The sequence below is a fragment of the Stenotrophomonas sp. PvP093 genome, from assembly GCF_017876915.1.
Classification (GTDB): domain Bacteria; phylum Pseudomonadota; class Gammaproteobacteria; order Xanthomonadales; family Xanthomonadaceae; genus Stenotrophomonas; species Stenotrophomonas muris.
Window position 1 is genome coordinate 368,863 of record NZ_JAGIOX010000004.1, and the last position, 20,198, is coordinate 389,060.

General features: G+C 67.6%; 21 protein-coding genes. 11 read left to right on the top strand and 10 right to left on the bottom strand.

The window, feature by feature from the left end:
- Both J3A72_RS04385 and J3A72_RS04390 read left to right on the top strand, forming a co-directional pair.
- Positions 1-606, top strand: coding sequence for a thioredoxin family protein (locus J3A72_RS04385; RefSeq protein ID WP_075076647.1), 606 nt, complete (start codon positions 1-3; stop codon positions 604-606).
- Between the two features lie 227 nt (positions 607-833).
- Positions 834-1,973 (top strand): hypothetical protein, encoded by a 1,140-nt coding sequence (locus J3A72_RS04390; RefSeq protein WP_075076646.1) that lies wholly within the window; start codon positions 834-836, stop codon positions 1,971-1,973.
- Between the two features lie 80 nt (positions 1,974-2,053).
- On the opposite strand, the gene J3A72_RS04395 is transcribed toward J3A72_RS04390, so the two are convergent.
- Entirely contained in the window at positions 2,054-2,548 is a 495-nt protein-coding gene (locus J3A72_RS04395; RefSeq protein WP_014648685.1) for a MarR family winged helix-turn-helix transcriptional regulator, read from the bottom strand.
- Between the two features lie 129 nt (positions 2,549-2,677).
- On the opposite strand from J3A72_RS04395, the gene hppD reads away from it, so the two are divergent.
- Positions 2,678-3,790 carry a 4-hydroxyphenylpyruvate dioxygenase gene (hppD, locus tag J3A72_RS04400; protein WP_014648684.1) on the top strand — a complete coding sequence of 371 codons (1,113 nt, stop codon included), beginning with the start codon at positions 2,678-2,680 and terminating at the stop codon, positions 3,788-3,790.
- A gap of 85 nt (positions 3,791-3,875) precedes the next feature.
- Positions 3,876-5,174, top strand: a complete 1,299-nt coding sequence (gene hmgA, locus J3A72_RS04405) for a homogentisate 1,2-dioxygenase (RefSeq protein ID WP_005411339.1) — start codon at positions 3,876-3,878, stop codon at positions 5,172-5,174.
- Positions 5,175-5,258: 84 nt separating this feature from the next.
- On the opposite strand, the gene J3A72_RS04410 is transcribed toward hmgA, so the two are convergent.
- Positions 5,259-5,801, bottom strand: coding sequence for a hypothetical protein (locus tag J3A72_RS04410; RefSeq protein WP_075076645.1), 543 nt, complete (start codon positions 5,799-5,801; stop codon positions 5,259-5,261).
- A gap of 125 nt (positions 5,802-5,926) precedes the next feature.
- On the opposite strand from J3A72_RS04410, the gene J3A72_RS04415 reads away from it, so the two are divergent.
- Together J3A72_RS04415 and J3A72_RS04420 are read left to right on the top strand one after the other, a co-directional pair.
- Positions 5,927-6,583 carry a hypothetical protein gene (locus J3A72_RS04415; RefSeq protein ID WP_075076644.1) on the top strand — a complete coding sequence of 219 codons (657 nt, stop codon included), beginning with the start codon at positions 5,927-5,929 and terminating at the stop codon, positions 6,581-6,583.
- A 72-nt stretch (positions 6,584-6,655) separates the two neighbouring features.
- On the top strand, positions 6,656-7,615 hold the full coding sequence (locus J3A72_RS04420) for a sodium:calcium antiporter (protein ID WP_075076643.1): 960 nt from the start codon (positions 6,656-6,658) through the stop codon (positions 7,613-7,615).
- Between the two features lie 74 nt (positions 7,616-7,689).
- On the opposite strand, the gene J3A72_RS04425 is transcribed toward J3A72_RS04420, so the two are convergent.
- The 8 genes from J3A72_RS04425 to J3A72_RS04460 form a co-directional block, all read right to left on the bottom strand.
- On the bottom strand, positions 7,690-8,079 hold the full coding sequence (locus J3A72_RS04425) for a Na+/H+ antiporter subunit G (RefSeq protein ID WP_014648679.1): 390 nt from the start codon (positions 8,077-8,079) through the stop codon (positions 7,690-7,692).
- Positions 8,076-8,360, bottom strand: coding sequence for a K+/H+ antiporter subunit F (locus tag J3A72_RS04430; protein WP_006399171.1), 285 nt, complete (start codon positions 8,358-8,360; stop codon positions 8,076-8,078). The genes J3A72_RS04425 and J3A72_RS04430 overlap by 4 nt, the downstream gene beginning before the upstream one ends.
- On the bottom strand, positions 8,357-8,863 hold the full coding sequence (locus J3A72_RS04435; protein ID WP_032957141.1) for a Na+/H+ antiporter subunit E: 507 nt from the start codon (positions 8,861-8,863) through the stop codon (positions 8,357-8,359). Before J3A72_RS04435 ends, J3A72_RS04430 begins: the two co-directional genes overlap by 4 nt.
- Positions 8,860-10,395 (bottom strand): monovalent cation/H+ antiporter subunit D, encoded by a 1,536-nt coding sequence (locus J3A72_RS04440; protein WP_049440036.1) that lies wholly within the window; start codon positions 10,393-10,395, stop codon positions 8,860-8,862. Before J3A72_RS04440 ends, J3A72_RS04435 begins: the two co-directional genes overlap by 4 nt.
- The gene (locus tag J3A72_RS04445) at positions 10,392-10,784 is read right to left on the bottom strand and encodes a Na+/H+ antiporter subunit C (protein WP_005419863.1); all 393 of its coding nucleotides are present in this window, start codon (positions 10,782-10,784) and stop codon (positions 10,392-10,394) included. Before J3A72_RS04445 ends, J3A72_RS04440 begins: the two co-directional genes overlap by 4 nt.
- Positions 10,784-13,612 carry a monovalent cation/H+ antiporter subunit A gene (locus J3A72_RS04450; RefSeq protein ID WP_075076642.1) on the bottom strand — a complete coding sequence of 943 codons (2,829 nt, stop codon included), beginning with the start codon at positions 13,610-13,612 and terminating at the stop codon, positions 10,784-10,786. Before J3A72_RS04450 ends, J3A72_RS04445 begins: the two co-directional genes overlap by 1 nt.
- A 333-nt stretch (positions 13,613-13,945) precedes the next feature.
- Positions 13,946-14,431, bottom strand: a complete 486-nt coding sequence (locus J3A72_RS04455) for an Mpo1-like protein (RefSeq protein WP_069117730.1) — start codon at positions 14,429-14,431, stop codon at positions 13,946-13,948.
- A 146-nt stretch (positions 14,432-14,577) separates the two neighbouring features.
- Positions 14,578-15,504, bottom strand: a complete 927-nt coding sequence (locus J3A72_RS04460) for a phosphoribosylaminoimidazolesuccinocarboxamide synthase (RefSeq protein ID WP_209571968.1) — start codon at positions 15,502-15,504, stop codon at positions 14,578-14,580.
- A 144-nt stretch (positions 15,505-15,648) separates the two neighbouring features.
- Between J3A72_RS04460 and J3A72_RS04465 the strand changes: the two genes are divergently transcribed.
- The 5 genes from J3A72_RS04465 to trpE all read left to right on the top strand — a co-directional run bounded on the left by J3A72_RS04465 (position 15,649) and on the right by trpE (position 20,134).
- Positions 15,649-15,978 carry a DnaJ domain-containing protein gene (locus J3A72_RS04465; RefSeq protein ID WP_005411327.1) on the top strand — a complete coding sequence of 110 codons (330 nt, stop codon included), beginning with the start codon at positions 15,649-15,651 and terminating at the stop codon, positions 15,976-15,978.
- A 57-nt stretch (positions 15,979-16,035) separates the two neighbouring features.
- Positions 16,036-16,713, top strand: a complete 678-nt coding sequence (gene rpe, locus J3A72_RS04470; protein ID WP_075076641.1) for a ribulose-phosphate 3-epimerase — start codon at positions 16,036-16,038, stop codon at positions 16,711-16,713.
- 12 nt (positions 16,714-16,725) lie between these two features.
- The gene (locus tag J3A72_RS04475; protein WP_075076652.1) at positions 16,726-17,208 is read left to right on the top strand and encodes a GNAT family N-acetyltransferase; all 483 of its coding nucleotides are present in this window, start codon (positions 16,726-16,728) and stop codon (positions 17,206-17,208) included.
- A gap of 222 nt (positions 17,209-17,430) precedes the next feature.
- Positions 17,431-18,360 (top strand): lipid kinase YegS, encoded by a 930-nt coding sequence (yegS, locus tag J3A72_RS04480; RefSeq protein WP_075076640.1) that lies wholly within the window; start codon positions 17,431-17,433, stop codon positions 18,358-18,360.
- Between the two features lie 298 nt (positions 18,361-18,658).
- The gene (gene trpE / locus J3A72_RS04485) at positions 18,659-20,134 is read left to right on the top strand and encodes an anthranilate synthase component I (protein ID WP_075076639.1); all 1,476 of its coding nucleotides are present in this window, start codon (positions 18,659-18,661) and stop codon (positions 20,132-20,134) included.
- Positions 20,135-20,198 lie beyond the last annotated feature (64 nt).

The window sequence follows — 20,198 nt, forward strand, 5'->3', positions numbered from 1 at the left end:
ATGCGAAGCAAGCTCGGTGGTGCAATGGTGGTGGTCTGTGCGGCGCTGATCGGCGCCTGTTCGCAACCGCAACCGCCTGCCGCCGCCGAGCCCACGCAGCCCCTGGATACCCGACCCACCGAGCCACCGGTTGCTGACCCCAGCGAACCGGTGGCCTCGGGCAACACCCCGGTGGCGGCGGACATCGCCGCCATCGCCGGGCTCGGCGCGCAGTTCGACCCGGCCCGCAACCCCGCCGACGACCTGGCCACCGCCAAGGTGGAAGCCCAGCGTGGCAAGAAGCGGATCCTGCTGGAGGTCGGCAACGCCGCCTGTGAGCGCTGCCGGGCGCTGGACGACGTGGTGGAAGGCAACGGCGACCTGCGTCGCTTCCGCGATGCCCACTACGTGTGGGTGAAGGTCAACGCCAGCGACGAGCAGCCCAACACCGCCTTCTTCGCCCAGTACCCGGTGATGGCGCGCGACTACCCGTACCTGCTCGCGCTCGATGCAGATGGCGGCCTGCTGGTATCGCAGGCCACCGGCGAGCTGCGCAGGGGCGAGGCGTTCCAGCCTGCGCGGGTGAGTGCCTTCCTCAAGCAGTGGGCGCCTGACAAACCGGAATAGGGTAGTGCCGGCCGCTGGCCGGCATGCTCTGGTGGGTGCCGACCGCTGACCGCCCACCCCGGTGGGTGCCGACCGTTGGTCGGCACTGAGGCGCATCCACGCCTGGCGCGGATCTACTGCGCGCACCGTCACACTCTCTGAATCGGCGTCTCAACTTCACCGTGAGCACGCCGTTACCGGCAAGGACCTCAGTCGACATCCCGTCGATGCAACCTTCCGGAACGCCCATGCACAGCGACCACGCCGAACGATTGCCCGAACCCGCCAGCGACCTGGCCGAGGGTGGGGCAGGCGAGGGCGTGACCCTGCCAGCGCAGGAGGCCCTGCTGGACGACGCGGGCACCGGCGAGGACGCCGTTGAACTGGCTCCGCCACGCCATCGCCTGCCGCAGATCGCGCTGCCCGACAACGTGGTGCTGAAGGGGGCGGTGCAGAAGCTGGTCGAGCAGAAGTCCCGGCTTGATGCGCTGGCCGCCGAAGGCCAGCTGGCCGGGCTGCTGCCGCCCGAATGGCAGGGCCACGGCGCGCGCGCGATCGAGCTGTCCACCTTCATCCAGGGCGTGCTGCCCTTCCTGCAGCCAGGCGAACGTGGCGAAACCGCTCCCGCGCGACTGCCGGTGCGGCACGTACTGGGCGATGACAGCCGCTGGGGCCTGGACGATGTGGCCGAACCCAAGTCGCTGGCTTGGTACCTGGCCAGTGACGAGCGCGCCACGGCCGGCAGCAAGGACGTCGCCGAGGCGTATCTGGTGGGCGCACTGGGCCTGGCGTGGATGCAGGAAGGTCGCAGCCGCCCCGGCTTCCTGCGCGCGATGGGCCAGGACAGCCTGGCCGCGCGGGTGACCATGCTCGGCTATCCGCCGGCCAACGAACTGGCGCTGTACAGCGTCACTGCGCACGGCCAGCCGCAGATCTGGTGCGTGCACGGGCGCCGCCGCATGCGCCCGCTGGTGGCGCCGTGGTTGAGCGTGCCGCTGCTGACCGCCTACGGCGTGCCGGCGCCGGTTGCGTGGCCGTCCAGCTTCCCGCCGGTGGAAGCGGTGGCCGAGCTGCTGGCGACCGCCCGCCTGGGGCGCGCGCTGCCGGAAGTGGACCTGGCCAAGGCCGTGGCGAAGATCGCCGAGGACGCCGCCTCTGACGCCTGGCAGCCGGTCAGCCTGCTGCAGCTCAACACCTGGTCACCGCGCTGGCACTTCTTCCTGGGCACCTTCGTCGGCCTGCCGTCGCTGCTGCTGGTGGCGGCGGCGCTGGCGCTGCCGGGGGCGGTCGAAGCAGCGACGGTGGCCGCCTCGCTGGGCTTCGCCGGCGGCGCCATCGCAGCACTGGCCGTGCCGTGGATCCACGCACGCCGCAAGCACCTCAGCTGAAAAAAGGGGACGGAGGGGATTAAGCCGCAATCAGCACAGGTGTGCCTGATGCGACTTAATCCCCTCCGTCCCCTTTTCTTCTAGACGCCTTCGCCCATCCGCTCCAGGCCTTCGCCGGCCAGGCGCAGGATCAGCTTCTCCAGCACCTGCTCTTCCTCCTCGCTCAGCACCGACATCAGCTTGCGGGTGATCTCGATCACCATCGGCGCGATGGTCTCGTACACCTCGAAACCGGCGGCCGACAGCGCCAGCACCGAGCGGCGGCGATCGTCGCCGTGGGTCTCGCGCTTGATGAAGCCGCGCTCCAGCAGGCGGGCCACGGCGCGGCTGACCGCCACCTTGTCCATCGCCGTGCGGTCGGAGACCTCGCTGGCCGAGGAGCCCGGGTACAGCGCCAGGATGGTGATGACCCGCCACTCGGGGATCGCCAGACCGTAACGATCGCCGTACAGCTTGGCGATGTTGCCGCTGACCCGGTTGGACAGCACGCTCAGCCGGTACGGCAGGAACTGTTCCAGGTCGAGCAGGACGTGCGAGGCACGCAGGCGGGTCGAAACGGGATCGGCGGGGCTCATGTTGCGGTGCACCTTGCTGGTGGTTTCAAGTGTAACTATAAGGGGTGGGTCCAGACCCTGCATTCTCGCCGGGTCCCTACCTGCCCGCACCTGGTTTGTACCGATGCGGTACCGATTCGGAGCCACGCCATGAATACCGCAGTCCCGACCGCCTCGCATCCCAACCCCGGCATGCAGGTCACCACCTTCGAGAACCCGATGGGCATCGACGGCTTCGAGTTCGTCGAATTCGCCGCCCCGGCCGGCCGTGGCCAGGAGCTGCACGAGTACTTCCGGAAGATGGGCTTCAGCGCGGTGCTCAAGCACAAGCAGCGTCCGATTACCGTCTATCGCCAGGGCGACGTCAACTTCCTGGTCAACGAAGACCCCGATTCGTTCGCCGCCGACTTCGCCGAAAAGCATGGCCCCTGCGCCTGTGGCTTTGCCATCCGCTTCAAGAAGCCGGGCCAGGAGGTCTACCAGACCGCGCTGGGCAACGGCGCCGAAGCCATCGCCTTCAAGCCGGACAGCAAGGCGGTCAGCGCGCCGGTCATCAAGGGCATCGGCGACTGCATGCTTTACCTGGTCGACCGCTATGGCAGCGCCGGCAGCATCTACGACGGCGACTACGAGCCGATCGCAGGGGCCGACCTGCACCCGTTCGGCTTCGGCCTGACCTTCATCGACCACCTGACCCACAACCTGTACTTCGGCAACATGCAGCAGTGGTCGGACTACTACGAGCGCCTGTTCAACTTCCGCGAGATCCGCTACTTCGACATCAAGGGCCTGAAGACCGGCCTGGTGTCCAAGGCGATGACCGCACCGGACGGCATCGTGCGCATCCCGCTGAACGAATCGTCCGACCCGAAGAGCCAGATCAACGAGTACCTGGACGCGTACAAGGGCGAGGGCATCCAGCACATCGCCTGCTTCACCGAGAACATCTACGAGACCGTCGAAGCGATGCGCGCGCAGGGCGTGGATTTCCTCGACACGCCGGAAACCTATTTCGACGTGATCGACCAGCGCGTGCCGAACCACGGTGAAGACGTGGCGCGCCTGGCCAGGAACAAGATCCTGATCGACGCCGATCCGGAAACCCACCAGCGCAAGCTGCTGCAGATCTTCACCCAGAACTGCATTGGCCCGATCTTCTTCGAGATCATCCAGCGCAAGGGCAACGAAGGTTTCGGCGAAGGCAACTTCACCGCGCTGTTTGAAAGCATCGAGCGCGACCAGATCCGCCGCGGCGTGCTGTAAGGTCCGCAGGCAATGTCAGCGTCCCGCCGGCATTGCCTGTCCGAATGGTAGTGCCGGCCGCTGGCCGGCAATCTCTGGAGTTCCCATGTCCCCCGCCATCACCGCCCGCGGCTACCAGTCCGGCTTCGGCAACGAATTCGCCACCGAGGCCGTCGCCGGCGCGCTGCCGGTCGGGCAGAACTCACCGCAGAAGGTGGCCCACGGCCTGTACGCCGAACAGCTGACCGGCACCGCCTTCACCGCGCCGCGCGGCAGCAATCGCCGCAGCTGGCTGTACCGGATCCGCCCCGCGGTGACCCATGGCGAGTTCACTCCGTTCGCGCAGTCGCAGCTGCAGTGTGATTTCGGCGCACAGCCGGCTTCACCGAACCAGCTGCGCTGGAGCCCGCTGCCGCTGCCGGAGCTGCCGACCGACTTTGTCGAAGGCCTGTACACGATGGGTGGCAACGGCTCGCCCGACGCGCATGCCGGCGTGGGCATCCACCTTTACGCTGCCAACCGCGACATGGTCGGCCGCTACTTCTACGACGCCGACGGTGAACTGCTGATCGTGCCTCAGCTGGGCGCACTGCGCCTGCTGACCGAGCTGGGCGTGATCGAGATCGAGCCGCAGCAGATCGCGGTGATCCCGCGCGGCGTGCGGTTCCGCGTGGAACTTCCCGATGGCCCGAGCCGCGGCTACATCTGCGAGAACTACGGCGCGCTGCTGAAGCTGCCCGACCTTGGCCCGATCGGTTCCAACGGCCTGGCCAACCCGCGTGACTTCGAGACCCCGCACGCGGCGTTCGAGGATGTCGATGGCGATTTCGAACTGATCGCCAAGTTCGAGGGCCGCCTGTGGCGCGCGCCGATCGACCATTCGCCGCTGGACGTGGTGGCCTGGCACGGCAATTACGCGCCGTACCGCTACGACCTGCGTCGCTTCAACACCATCGGTTCGATCAGCTACGACCATCCGGACCCGTCGATCTTCCTGGTGCTGCATTCGCCCAGCGACACACCCGGCACCAGCAACATGGACTTCGCGATCTTCCCGCCGCGCTGGCTGGTGGCGCAGAACACGTTCCGCCCGCCGTGGTTCCACCGCAACATCGCCAGCGAGTTCATGGGCCTGGTGCATGGCGCCTACGACGCCAAGGCCGAAGGCTTCGTGCCGGGTGGCGCATCGCTGCACAACTGCATGAGCGGTCATGGCCCGGATGCGCCGACCTTCGACAAGGCCTCCAATGCCGATCTGTCCAAGGCCGATGTGATCAAGGACACGATGGCCTTCATGTTCGAGACCCGCGCGGTGATCCGCCCGACCGCGCAGGCGCTGGCCGCCGGCCATCGCCAGGGCGATTACCAGCAGTGCTGGAACGGCCTGCGCAACAACTTCCGCTGACCCGAAAAAGGGGACGGAGGGGATTAAGCCGCAATCAGCACACGTGTGCCTGAAACGACTTAATCCCCTCCGTCCCCTTTTTCTTCAGGCGGCCTCGGTGAACGCGTCGCAATGCTCCAGCGGCAGCGCTTCCAGCAGGCGTTGCCGCACACGCTGGCAATAACCCTCCGAGGTCAGCCCGGGCAGCATCTGCATCGCCGAGTGCAGCACCTGCAGTACTTCACTTTCGGCGCGCGCCTGCTGCAGGTCGCGGAACAGCGCCGCCGCCTGCGGGTGGCGCTGCATTTCCAGGATGCCCAGTACATAGATGCGCGCGGCCACCAGCGAGCGGCGGCGCTCGCTGCCGGTTGCGGGTGCAGCCGGTGCCGCAGCCGGCGTGGCGGGTGCCGGTGCTGCCGCGTCTGCGGGTGGTGGCGGTGCGGCTGTGGCGCCGGTACCGGTGCTCAGGTAGCCGGCCTGCTCCAGCTGGATGACCATGGCGGGCGCGTCCTGGCCGAGCAGGCCGGTCAGGTCGGCGATGCTGCGCTGGCCGTCGCACAGGATCAGCAGCCGGCGCTGGCGCATGTCCAGCGGCGCGCGATGGGCCTGCAGCGCGGTTCGGGCGAGTTCGGTCTTGCGCGGTTGCATGGAAGGGACAGCCAAGTCGGTGCACGCCGAGCCTGAACGAAGGCGATGAAACCGCGATGACAATGCAGCGCCTGCACACGGGATGGGCTAGCGTGCAGCCATCTTCGTGCCAGGGAACCGCACCGATGAAGCACCTTCCGCTTGCTGGTCTGTTGCTCCTTTCGCTCACCGCCTGCAGTGCTGGCCCCGACAAGCAGGGGGCGGCCGGCAGTGGCAGCGACACCCCGGCCGAAACCGCCTCGGCGACCGGGCCCGCGCAGTCGGCGGATCCCGACCTGGCCGCCCGCCCGGCCAACGACCTCCGCAAGGACAGTCCAGCGCGCCTGGACGGCTTCGGCGGCGCAACGCTGGGCGCCGGCATCGCCGAGGTCCGCAGCGGCTTCGGCACGCCGCTGCAAGGACTGGGCACCGACGCCAGTGGCAAGCCCCTGCCGGCCGACGACAGCAACGACGGCTGCTACTTCCTGCGTCCGCAGGGCGCCGAAGACCCTCGCCTGATGATCGAGGCACGCAAGCTGGTGCGCTATGACGTGCGCAGTGCGGCGATCGTCGCTCCGGGCGGCGGCAAGGTCGGCATGACCCTGGGCGAGCTGCAGGTGCTGTACCCAGAGCGCGCGGACGTCGGTCCTGACAAGTACGACGAGAAAGCGCAGCACCTGCGCGTGCGGCCGGCGCAGGAAGGCGGGGCGGTCATCGACTTCGCGCTCGGCGCCGATGGTCGGGTCAGCGCCTGGCGCGTCGGCCAGACCCCGCAGGTCGATTACGCCGAAGGCTGTGGCTGATCCTTGATCCACCGCCCAGCCATGCGCTCGGGCCAAGCGTAGAATCGCGCCACCACTGCTGGGGAGTGCTCGATGATCGCCATTGCCATTGCCTGGTTCCTGCTCGGCCTGCTGTTGCTGGCGCTGGGCGGGGATTCCATCGTCAAGGCCGTGTCCGGCCTGGCCCAGCGCTTCGGGGCCAGCCCGTTCACTGCCGGGCTGCTGCTGCTCGGGGTGACCACCTCGTTGCCGGAACTGGCGGTCAATGCGCGCGCGCTGGCGGTCGGCCAACCGGAGCTGGCACTGGGCAATGCCGTGGGCAGCAGCATCGTCAACCTGGGCTTCACCCTGGCGGTGGCAGCCATCGCCGCGCCCCTGTTGCTGCGCGCGCGCCTGCAGACGGTGCTGTGGTGGTCGCTGCTGGTGGCCGGCGTGCTGCTGGTCCTGTTCGGGCTGGATGGTCGCCTGGCGCGCTGGGAAGGCGGCGTGCTGGTGGCAGGCTTCATCGTCATGCAGGTGCTGCTGCTGCGCCGCGGTCGCGTTGAGCGTGCCGAGGTGCGGGCGGCCATCGCCGAGTCCGCCCTGAGCCGCACCAGCCTGCCGTTGAACGTGCTGCGGGTGCTGATCGCAGCGCTGACGCTGTACTGGGGCGCGCGCCTGGTCGTGGGCGCCGCCGCTGACTTCGGTGCCGCGCTGGGCTGGACACCGCTGCTGGTCGGCCTGCTGCCGGTGGCGATCGGCACCGCACTGCCGGAGGTGGCAACCGCAATTGCTGCCGCGCGTCGCGGCCACGGCGACATGGTGCTTGGCCACGTGCTGGGCTCCAGCGTGGTCAACCTGCTGCTGGTGATCGGGGCGATGGCGGTGTTGCAGCCGTTGGCGTTGCCGGCCTCGTTCGTGCGCCTGGAACTGCCGGCACTGCTGGCGTTCGCCCTGGTGCTGTACCCGATGCTGCGTGGCGATCTGAAGATCAGCCGCAGTGAGGGCGGAATCCTGCTGGTCGCGTTCGCCGGCTGGTTCGTGCTGGAGCTGCTGCTGGTCGGCGCGGCATGAGGAAGTTCCGGCCGCTGGCCGGCAACCTCACTGCCTCTGACGGAACCCTTGCCACTGCCGGCCAGCGGCCGGCACTACCGGTTCTGCGTGGCTTCCTCTTCCCGCGCCGGTTCCGGCGGCGGAAGCTGCTCCTCGGCAGCCGGCTCGTTGCCCGGCAGGCTGGGACGGGTTTCCATCAGCAGCGACAGCGCCGCCTTGGCCATCATGTGGGCGCTGATCGGCGCGGTGATGAACAGGAATACGGTGATCAGCAGCTCGCGCGGCTGCGGGTCCTGGCCCAGGAAGATGTGGTAGCAGACCGAGCACACCAGCACGCAGCCCACGCCCAGCGTGCTGGCCTTGGTCGGCGCGTGCAGGCGCTTGAAGAACGTGGACAGCTTCACCAGCCCCAGTGCGCCGACCAGGATGAAGAAGCAGCCGAACAGCAGCAGGATCGACAGGCCGATCTGGATCGCGGTGATCATTCGACGATGTCCCGGCGCAACACGAACTTGCTCAGCACCACGGTGCTGCCGAAGCCGAGCATGGCGATGACCAGTGCGGCTTCGAAGTAGATCGCGGAGTTGAGGTACATGCCGAACAGCATCAGCTCGGCAATGGCGGTCACCGACAACGTGTCCAGTGCGAGGATGCGGTCGGGCACGGTCGGTCCGCGCAGCAGGCGCCAGGTGGCCAGCAGCATGGCCAGGCCGACCACGTGCATGCACACCACCAGCGTGGTCTGGATGATCTGGAATCCAGTCATGGGAAGATCTCCATCAACGGCGCCTCGTAGCGGCGCTTGATCGTATCGATCAGGTCCTGTGGGTCCTCCAGGTGCAGCACGTGCACCAGCAGGAACTTGCGGTCGTCGCTGAGCGCGGCCGAGACCGTGCCCGGGGTCAGCGTGATCATGCTGGTCAGCGCCGCGATGCCGTGGATGTTGGCGATGTCCAGCGGCAGCCAGATGAAACCGGGGTGGATCTTCTTCTCCGGGCCCAGCACCTGCAGGGCCACGCGGATGTTGGACATCAGGATGTCCCACAGGGTCACGCATACCAGCTTGGGCAGCGGCCGCAACGTGCCGATGCGCGCGAACTCGCGGTCCAGGCGTGCGGCGAACAGCGGCACCACCACGCCCAGCACCAGCCCCAGCACGATCTGGCCGAGGGTGAAGCTGTCGGACATCAGCAGCCAGAATGCCACCACCATGATGCTGAGCATCGGCGAGGGAATCAGGCGACGGAACAGGGAGCGCTGGGCGGTCATGGCTGGCGGATCTCCGGTGCGGTCGCGCGCAGCTGCTGCACGTACTCGCTGGGTTGCAGCAGCTGTGCGGCGGTGGCGTCGGTGTAGCGCATCAACGGTGCAGCGGCCAGCGTCATCCCGATGCCGTAGGCCAGCAACAGGCAGGCGGCGTAGAGCTCCACCCGGCGCAGAGGAGCCTTGCGCGGCTTCGGCGCCTCCGGATCGACAGGCGGCACGCGCCAGAACAGGCGGATGCCGCCGCGGGTCAGGCCCATGATCACCAGCAGGCTGCTGACCAGCACCGCGGTCCAGACCGGAGCGGTGTACTGCGCCGGCATGCCGGCCAGCAGTGCGGCCTTGGCCAGGAAACCGGACAGCGGTGGCAGGCCGGCCACCGACACCGCGCCGATCAGGAACAGCACGGCGGGTGTCTCCTTGCCCGGCATCGGCGCGACCACTTCCTTGCGGTCGCTGGCACCGCCGCGACGACGGCGGATCAGGTCGGCGATCAGGAACAGCGCGGCGGCGACGAAGCTGCTGTGCGGCAGGTAGTACAGGCCGGCCGACAGCACCTGCGGCGTGCCCACCGAGAAGGCGATGAACAGCGTGGCTGCCGACACGATCACCAGGTAGGAGATCAGCACGCGCAGGCGGGTCGCGGCGAGGGCGCCCAAGCCGCCCAGCACCAGCGTCGCCACACCGGCCCACAGCAGCCAGTCACGGCCGTAGCCGGCCATCGCGCCGGCATCGTCGCCGAACCACAGCATCTGGATGCGCAGCACCGAGTACAGGCCGACCTTGGTCATGATCGCGAACAGCGCAGCCACCGCCGCCGGTGCGCGTGAATAGGCTTCCGGCAGCCACAGGTACAGCGGCATCAGGGCGGCCTTGGCGCAGAACACCAGCAGCAACAGGCCCATCGTCGCCTTCACCAGGGTCAGCTGCGCCGGCGGTACCTCGGCGATGCGCTGCGACAGCTCGGCCATGTTCAGCGAACCCAGCGTGGCGTACAGCAGGCCCAGCGCGATCAGGAACAGGGTCGAGGCGGTGACGTTGAACACCACGTAGTGCAGGCCGATGCGCATGCGCAGGCCACGGCCACCACTGAGCAGCAGGCCGTAGGAGGCGATCAGCATCACCTCGAAGAACACGAACAGGTTGAAGATGTCGCCGGTCAGGAACGCACCGTTGAGGCCGACCAGCTGGAACTGGAACAGCGCATGGAAGTGCGGTGCGCGGCGGTCCCAGCCCGAGCAGGCGTGCAGCAGGCAGGGAATGGCCAGCAGCAGGGTGGTCAGCAGCATCCACGCCGACAGCCGGTCGGCCACCAGCGCGATGCCCAGCCGCGACGGCCAGTCGCCCAGCAGGTAGACGCTGATCTCACCACTGGCGGTGGTGGCAAACAGCAGGCCCACCGCCAGTGCCAGCGCCGACAGCGCGGTCCAGGCCACCGCGCGCTGCACCCTGGGGCCATAGCGGCGGTGTTCGACGAACAGCGACAGTGCCGCACCCAGCAGCGGAATCAGGATCGGCAGGATCACCAGGTGGTTCATGCGCGGTCCTCGCCCTGCCGTGGCGGCACGCGCTCATCCTGCAGGTCGTCATCCGGCTCGTGCGCGTCCACATGGTCGCTGTGGTTGTCGCTGCGGCTGCGCATGGCCAGCACGATGCTCACCGCGGTCATCGCGAAGGCGATCACGATCGCGGTCAACACCAGCGCCTGCGGCAGCGGGTCGGTGTAGTTGCCCAGGTGGCTGTCCACGCCTTCCTGCAGTACCGGCGCCTTGCCCAGCACCACGCGGCCACCGGCGAAGATCAGCAGGTTGGTCGCATAGGACAGGAAGGTCATGCCGAGGATCACATCGAAGCTGCGCGCACGCAGCAGCAGGTAGATGCCGATGGCGGTCAGCACGCCGATCGCGGTAGCCAGGGCCAGTTCCATCAGTGCATCTCCCCGGTGCGTGCCGAGCGGCGTTGCAGGTCGATCTCACCCTTGCGGGCGGTACGGGTGCGCGACGGCTTGATCGTGCCCATCATCGACAGCATCAGCATGGCACCGCCGAACACCACCAGATAGACGCCGATGTCAAAACCAATCGCACTGGCCAGCGGCACGTCGCCGATCAGCGGCAGGTGCAGGTCGAGGTGGCCGCTGGTCAGGAACGGCACGCCGAACAGCATCGACGCGCTGCCGCTGAGCAGGGCGATCAGCAGGCCCATGCCGATGCAGCGGATGTAGTCGAAGCCGAAGCGCGACTCCACCGACGCGGTGCCCTGGATCACGTACTGGATCAGCAGCGGCACCGCCAGCACCAGGCCGGCGATGAAGCCGCCACCCGGCGCGTTGTGGCCGCGCAGGAACAGGAAGATCGACACGGTCAGGGTCAGCGGGAACATGATCTGGGCCAGGTCGGCCGGCACCGGCAGCTTGATCGGCGGGCCGGGCATGATCTGCTCCGGCGCCATCCGCGTGCGCCGCAGCAGGGCATGCACCACCAGCGCGGCGATGCCGAACACGGTGATCTCGCCGAAGGTATCGAAGCCGCGGAAGTCGACCAGGATCACGTTGACCACGTTCTGGCCATAGGCCTCGGGCAGGGCACGGGCGAGCAGCTCGCCGGCCATGGTGTTCGGCGGCAGGGTCATCGCGGAGTAGGCCAAGGCGCCAAGTCCGGCACCGGCGATGATCGCTATCACCGCGTCACGGCGCTTGCGCCAGCGCGGCCGCTCCGGCCCGGACTGCGCAGGCAGGTAGTTCATGCCCAGCAGCATCAGCACCAGGGTCACCATCTCCACCAGCAGCTGGGTCAGGGCCAGGTCCGGCGCGGACAGGAACACGAAGGTCAGCGCCACCATCAGGCCGACGCCGCCGACCAGCAGCACCGCCAGCAGGCGCTGCTTGTAGATACGCAGGGTAGCCACCGCGCAGGCCATCATCACCAGCCACAGCGCCCAGCCGAGCAGCGGGATCGGCTGTGGCCTGGTCCAGTTCGGCGAGGCGGGGTTGGCCACGAACGGCGCGGCGGCGGCCACGATCGCCACCAGCACCAGGCCCAGCAGCATGCGCTGAAGGCTGCCGTTGGCGATGCCGTTGGTCAGGCGCATGGCCAGTGCGGAGATCGCGTCCAGCTGCGCATGGAACACATTGCGGCCAGTGCTGACGTTGGTCACGGCGTGCAGGTTGATCACCTTGCGCAGGCCGAAGTACAGCGCCACGCCGCCGATCACGCCGATCGCGCTCATCGCCAGCGGCAGGTTGAAGCCGTGCCATACCGCCAGGCTGTACTCGGGCATGGCGTCGCCGAGGATCGAGGCCGCAGCGGCGTGCAGCACCGGCGCTACGGTCAGTGCCGGTGCCACGCCCACCGCCACGCAGATCACCACCAGCAGTTCCACCGGCACCTTCATCCAGCGCGGCGGTTCGTGGGGCACGCGGTCCAGGTCGTGCGGGCCGGGGCCGAAGAAGGTGTCGTGCACGAAGCGCAGGCTGTACGCCACCCCGAATACGCCCGCCAGCAACGCGGCGATCGACACCGCCGTGCGCATGATTCCCGGGCCCCCGGCCGTGATCGCTTCGGCAAACAGCATTTCCTTGGACAGGAAGCCATTGAGCAGGGGGATGCCAGCCATCGCCAGCGAGGCGATGATCGCCAGCGCGCTGGTAAACGGCATCAGCCTGCGCAGGCCTCCCAGCTTGCGCATGTCTCGGGTACCGGTCTCGTGGTCGATGATGCCGGCGGCCATGAACAGCGAGGCCTTGAAGGTGGCGTGGTTGAGGATGTGGAACACGCCGGCCACCACCGCCATCGGCGTGGACAGGCCGAACAGCAGGGTGATCAGGCCCAGGTGGGAAATGGTCGAGTACGCCAGCAGGCCCTTCAGGTCATGCTGGAAGATCGCATTCCAGGCGCCGATCAGCAGGGTCAGTGCGCCGATGCCGCTGACCGTGTAGAAGAACAGGTCGCTGCCGGCCAGTGCCGGATGCAGGCGCGCCAGCAGGAACACGCCGGCCTTTACCATGGTGGCCGAGTGCAGGTAGGCCGAGACCGGGGTCGGCGCCGCCATCGCGTGCGGCAGCCAGAAGTGGAACGGGAACTGCGCGCTCTTGGTGAAGATGCCGGCCAGTACCAGGAACAGGGCGTAGGGGTACAGCGCGCTGGCGCGGATCTGCTCGCCAGCAGCCAGCACCACGTCCAGGTCGAAGCTGCCGACGATGCGGCCGATCAGCAGCACGCCACCGAGCAGGGCCAGGCCACCGCCACCGGTAATCACCAGCGCCATGCGTGCGCCTTCGCGGGCGTCCTGGCGGTGCGACCAGAAGCCGATCAGCAGGAACGAACTGATGCTGGTCATTTCCCAGAAGATCATCAGCAACAGCAGGTTGCCCGACAGCACCATGCCCAGCATGGCGCCCATGAACAGCAGCAGGTAGCAGTAGAAGCGGTGCGCGTTGTCCTGCTGGCTCAGGTAGTAGCGCGCATACAGCACCACCAGCGCGCCGATGCCGAGCACCAGCCCGGCGAACATCCAGGCCAGCCCGTCCAGTCGCAGGGTGAAGTCCAGCCCGATCTGCGGCAGCCAGGGCACCAGGGTGCGGACCACCTGGCCATCGAGCACCGACGGGGTCAGCCAGCCGAGGATGGCCAGCCCGCCCAACGGCGCCAGCGCCGCCAGCCAGGCAGCAGTCGAGCGCGAACTACGGGGGAAGGCCGCAACAGCCGCTGCCATCAGGAACGGCAGGGCCAGCAGCAGGGGCAGGCTGGGGAGCATGCAGGGAATCCATGATTCACGAGCAGGTCAGGGAGGATAACAGGCTGCGAAATGTCGCCGAAACCCATCGAACAGCGATCAATTGCATGTAACGTTCGCTGATTCATTTTTTCTGCGATGCAACATCACATTCCTGCATCCCTTCCCTGGCTGCCCTCGGGGGACACCCTACGCCCACGCAGGGAGACCGCAGGCCCTGTCGCACAGGGGCTGCCGTCGACGGGCGGGCAATGGGGAGCGGATCACCGGCGCAGGCTGGCAGGGCTCCCGTGGACTACGGGTGACGGAATCCGCCCGTTCAGGAAACGACGGCCGCTGTCGGCCGCCGCCAGGTCAGTAGCGCCAGTCCAGCTTGCGGTAGAACTTGGCCATCACCCAGGCCGGGCCGATCAGCAGGTAGGTCAGGTCGGTCAGGAAGCTGGGCTTGCGGCCCTCGAACTTGTGGCCGATGAACTGCGCGATCCAGGCCGCCACGAACACGCCCACCGCCAGCCAGCGCAGGGCCTGCAGGCCGATCTCGGCCTCCAGCAGCCGGCACAGGCAGCCGAACACGAAGAACTGGATGAGCATGCCGATGCCCAGCGGGCGCGACAACTTGTTGTAGAAGCACCACGCGCTGAACATCGCCAACGCCGACCAGATGCCGTACTGGAACCAGGTGATCAGCGGCGGCAGGCACCACAGCAGGGCCACCACCGACCACAGGATCGCCGGGACCGCCACCACGTGGATGCGCTGGTTGATCACATTGCGGTGGTCGTCGGAGTAGCTGGCGAAATAGCGGTCGATCGGCCGCGCAAGCTGGGTGGATGTCTGCATGCTGCGTCGCTTCCTCGGGCAACGGTAGTGCCGGCCGCTGGCCGGCACTCCAGAGCATAGCCGAGTTCGCGAGGTTGCCGGCCAGCGGCCGGCACTACCGCGATCAGAGCGCCCCCCGCCTTTCCGGCCGGGGGGACGCGGGGGGATCAGTCGACGCTGATCCCGGCCAGGCGCTGCAGCGCCTCGGCGTACTTGGCGCGGGTGCGCTCGATGATCTCGGCCGGGATGCTCGGGCCCGGGGCGGTCTTGCCCCAGTCCAGCGTCTCCAGGTAATCGCGCACGAACTGCTTGTCGTAGCTCGGCGGGCTGGTGCCCACTTCGTATTCGTCGGCCGGCCAGTAACGGGAGGAATCCGGCGTCAGCATCTCGTCCATGATGTACAGGCGGCCATCGGCGTCGGTACCGAACTCGAACTTGGTATCGGCCAGAATGATGCCGCGCTCGCGGGCGTAATCGGCCGCGAACTTGTAGATGCGCAGGGTGGCGTCGCGCACGCGCTCGGCCAGTTCCGCACCGACCTGCTTCACCATCGCATCGAAATCGATGTTCTCGTCATGGTCGCCGACCGCGGCCTTGGTCGAGGGGGTGAAGATCGGCTCCGGCAGCTGCTCGGCCTGGCGCAGGCCGTCGGGCAGGTCAATGCCGCTGACCTTGCCGGTGCGCTGGTAGTCCTTCCAGCCGCTGCCGATCAGGTAGCCGCGGGCGATCGCTTCCACCGGCACCGGCTTCAGCTTGCGGGTGACCACCGCACGCTTGGCGTACAGGGCTGGGTCCACGCCTTCGGGCAGCACGCTGGCCACGTCGATGCCGGTCAGGTGGTTGGGCATCAGGTGCGCGGTCTTGGCGAACCAGAATTTGGAGACCTGGCAGAGCATCTCGCCCTTGCCCGGAATCGGGTCAGGCAGGACCACGTCGAACGCCGACAGGCGATCGGTGGCGACCATCAGCAGGTACTCGCCCGGCGGGGTTCCGGCTGGCAGCCGCTCGCGCGGGATATCGAACACATCACGCACCTTGCCGCGATGGCGCAAGGGCAGGCCGGGGAGATCGGATTGCAACAGCGTGGTTGGCACGGGCACTCCTGGGGCGTTGTCGATACGGCTGCTGCCCAACGGACCCGGCGGGCCCGCTGACCAGCGGGCGGCCTAGTGTAAAGCGGTCCGGGCCCGCTGTGACGTAAAATGAGCGTCCATTTCGTCGGTCGACCCCGGAGCGCCATGCGCTGGTACGGAAAACTGCTCGGATTCATCGCCGGCGCCCTGCTGTTCCGGCCCAATCCGCTGTTCGGCGCGGTGGTCGGCCTGTTGATCGGCCACGCCTTCGATTCGGACTGGTTCCGCCTGAACAAGGAGAACCCGTACCGGGAGCTGGGGCTGACCTCCGAGGCCACCGATGCCGAGGTCGAGCGCGCCTACCGCAAGCTGATCTCGCAGTACCACCCCGACAAGCTGGGCGGTGCCGCCCCCGAGCTGCAGCAGCAGGCCGAGCAGAAGTCGCGGCGGATCAATGCCGCCTACGACCGCATCAAGACCCTGCGCAAGCGCTGATTCCAGAGTCCCGCCTGCGGGCGGGAGAACCTTTTCCCCGTTCCGAAGGCCCCGGCCATGTCCAACTGCCTCATCGCCCCCTCCATCCTGTCCGCCAACTTCGCCCGCCTCGGCGAGGAAGTCGACAACGTCCTCGCCGCTGGCGCGGACTGGGTCCACTTCGACGTGATGGACAACCACTACGTGCCGAACCTGACCATCGGCCCGATGGTCTGCCAGGCGCTGCGCAAGCATGGCGTCACCGCGCCGATCGACGTGCACCTGATGGTCGAGCCGGTGGATCGCATCATCCCGGACTTCGCCGAGGCCGGTGCCACCTACATCAGCTTCCACCCGGAGGCGAGCCGCCACGTGCACCGCACCATCCAGCTGATCCGCTCGCTGGGCTGCAAGCCGGGCATCGTGCTCAATCCGGCCACTCCGGTGGACATCCTCGACTGGGTGCTGGATGACCTGGACCTGGTGCTGCTGATGTCGGTCAACCCGGGCTTCGGCGGCCAGGCCTTCATCCCCTCGGCGCTGGACAAGCTGAAGGTCGTGCGCAAGATGATCGACGCCAGCGGCAAGGACATCCGCCTGGAGATCGACGGTGGCGTGAAGGCCGACAACATCGGCCAGATCGCTGCCGCTGGCGCCGATACCTTCGTCGCCGGTTCGGCCATCTTCAATGCCAAGACCAGCTATCAGGACGTGATCGCGCAGATGCGCGCCAACGTTGCCGCGGCGCGGGGCTGAACCATGAGCACGGTGGCCGTGTTGAACATCCGCCCGGCCACCGTGGCCGATGCCGGTCTGATCCTGCATTTCATCCGCGAGCTGGCCATTTACGAGAAGGCCGAGCACTCGGTGCAGACCGATGAGATCGGCATCGCCGAGAGCCTGTTCGGACCCGATGCCACGGCACGCGCACTGATCTGCGAAGCCGACGGCGAGGCCATCGGCTATGCGGTGTATTTCTACAACTATTCCACCTGGCTGGGCCGCAAGGGCATCTACCTGGAAGACCTCTACGTCAGCCAGGAAAAGCGCGGTGCGGGCGCCGGCAAGGCACTGCTGAAGTACATCGCGCGCCAGGCCGTGGCCGAGGGCTGCGGCCGTTTCGAATGGTCGGTGCTGGACTGGAACACCCCGGCCATCGAGTTCTACACCGCTGCCGGTGCCAGGCCGCAGGACGAGTGGACCGTGTACCGGTTGCAGGGCCAGGCGCTGCACGATTTCGCCAACGGGTGAGATGACGTGCATCCACGCATGGCGTGGATCTATTGCTGGGAAAAAAAAGCCACGCCAATCACTGGCGTGGCCTCGCTGCATGCGTGGGAGGCTGATCCTGCCTCCATCCATCGTCCCTGCTATGGCCTTCCATTCTCCAGCAACTGAATGACACCTGCGTGACATTCACCGCGGGCAAACAGCGCATTGCTAGCCTGTGCCATCCCCTCCTGGAAGTACCGCATGACCACCCCGCGCTGGCGCCTGATCCTCAATGGCAAATCCGCAGGCAACGAGGAACTGCGCGAGGCTGTCGGCCATTGGCGCGGGCAGGGCGTGCAGCTGGACGTGCGGGTGACCTGGGAGGACGGTGACGCCGAACGCTACGTGGCCGAGGCCATCGATCATGGCGTGGACGTGATCGTTGCCGCCGGTGGTGATGGCACGCTCAGCGCGGTGGCCGAAACCCTGGCGCATCGTGAGGAAGCGGCGGATGCGCTGCCCTCGCTGGCGCTGATCCCGATGGGGACCGCCAACGATTTCGCCACGGCTGCGGGTATTCCGACCGAGCCTGAGGGCGCGTTTGCGTTGATCGGACAAACCACGCCGCGTGCCATCGATCTGCTGCGCGTGGATGCCGATGGCACGCCCTGGTGGTGCGCCAACCTCGCCAGCGGTGGCTTCGGCACGCAGGTGACGGTGGAGACCGATGCCGGCCTGAAGAAGATGCTGGGCGGGCTGGCCTATGTGATCACCGGCATCGCCAAGCTGGGCCGCATCGAGCCGATCACCGCGCGGCTGTCCGGCCCGGATTTCGCGTGGGAAGGCGACTTCATCGCCCTGGGCATCGGCAATGGCCGGCAGGCCGGCGGTGGCCAGCAGTTGTGCCCGCAGGCCGTGATCGACGATGGGCTGCTGGATGTCACCGTGCTTCCGGAACTGGAAGGTGAGGTCACCGCCACGCTCGGCCAGATGCTGAAGTCGGGCACCCAGGCGGCGCTCGAACAGCTGGCCACGCGCGCGCGGCTGCCGTGGCTGCAGGTGGAGTCCGAGCGCCCGTTGACCCTCAACCTGGACGGCGAACCAGTCCAGGCCCGCCAGTTCCGCATCGCGTGCGTGCCGGGCAGGGTGCGTATGCACCTGCCGACCGGATGCCCGTTGCTGGCTGGGTAGGGGGTAGAGTCGACTGTTGGCCGACTGCTTTTCGTTCCGACGGCGTAAAACCCCGCGCTACGCGCGCAAGTCGACCAACAGTCGACTCTACCGGTCCGCGCCACCGGTCCCCGCGGCCGGCTCGGCCGTCCGGTGGTTCAGTTTCACAGGGTTCCCCTCCCGCCCCGGCTGCGATACAGTCAGGGGGTGTCCAGCCTGACGACCCCGCATACCCTTTCTTCCGCACGCCGTTGGTGGCGATGGTGGCCCGTTGCCGTCGTCCGCCCCCATAACGCTGTGTCCCGGAAGGAAAGTCGTCTTGAACTCGCACGCTCAGTTTCAGCAGCAGGCCGCTGAAGGCCACACCCATATTCCCGTCGTCCGTGAAGTGCTGTCCGACCTGGACACGCCGCTTTCGGTCTATCTGAAGCTCGCCGACGGCCCCAATACCTACCTGTTTGAATCCGTCGAAGGCGGCGAGCGCTTTGGTCGTTACTCGATCATCGGCCTGCCGGCGCGTCGCGTGTACGCCTTCCATGGCCACACGCTGACCGTGCGCGAAGACGGCCAGGTGGTGGACACCCGCGAAGTGGCCGACCCGTTCGCCGAGGTCGAGGCGCTGCGCAGCGCCCACTCGGTGCCGAAGCTGGACGGCCTGCCGGGCTTCACCGGTGGCCTGGTCGGCTGGTTCGGTTTCGAGTGCATCGGCTACATCGAGCCGCGCCTGGCCCCGCCGGCCGGCCGCGATGAGCTGGGCACGCCGGACATCCTGCTGCTGGACTCCAACGAGCTGGCGGTGTTCGACAATCTCAAGGGCCGGCTATACCTGATCGTGCACGCCGACCCGCGCGTCGACGGCGCCTTCGAACAGGCGCAGGCGCGCCTGGATGCACTGACTGCGAAGCTGCGTGCACCGGGTGCCGGCTATCCGGCGCCGCTCAACAGCGACGTGCTGGACGAGTCCGACTTCGTCTCCGGTTTCACCCGCGAAGGGTTCGTCGATGCGGTCCAGCGCAGCAAGGAATACATTCGCGCCGGTGACATCTTCCAGGTGGTGCTCAGCCAGCGCCTGAGCGTGCCGTTCAAGGCGCGCCCGGTGGATGTGTACCGCGCGCTGCGTGCACTGAACCCGTCGCCGTACATGTACTTCCTGGATGTCGGCGACCTGCAGGTGGTCGGTTCATCGCCGGAAATCCTGGTACGCCTTCAGGATGGCGAAGTCACCGTGCGCCCGATCGCCGGCACCCGCCCGCGTGGCGCCACGCCCGAGCTGGACCTGGCGCTGGAAGCCGAGCTGCTGGCAGATCCGAAGGAACGCGCCGAGCATCTGATGCTGATCGACCTCGGCCGCAACGATGCCGGCCGCGTCTCGAAGGCAGGTACCGTGGAGGTGGGCGAGCAGTTCGTGATCGAACGCTACAGCCACGTGATGCACATCGTCAGCGAAGTGACCGGGCAGCTGCAGCCGGGCCTGAGCTATGCCGACGTGCTGCGTGCCACCTTCCCGGCCGGCACGGTCAGCGGCGCGCCGAAGATCCGCGCGCTGGAAGTGATCCGCGAGCTGGAACCGATCAAGCGCAATGTCTACGCCGGCAGCATCGGCTACATCGGCTGGCATGGCGATGCCGATACCGCGATCGCGATCCGCACCGCGGTGATCAAGGAGGGCCGCCTGTACGTGCAGGCCGGTGCCGGCATCGTCTACGACTCGGACCCGGACAAGGAATGGGACGAGACGATGAACAAGGGCCGCGCGCTGTTCCGCGCCGTCGCCCAGGCCGCCAAGGGCCTGTGATCCTCCCCGTGCCGTGGCCTGCGCCGCGGCACCTTCCGCTGTTCCCATTCAAGACAAGGAGTAC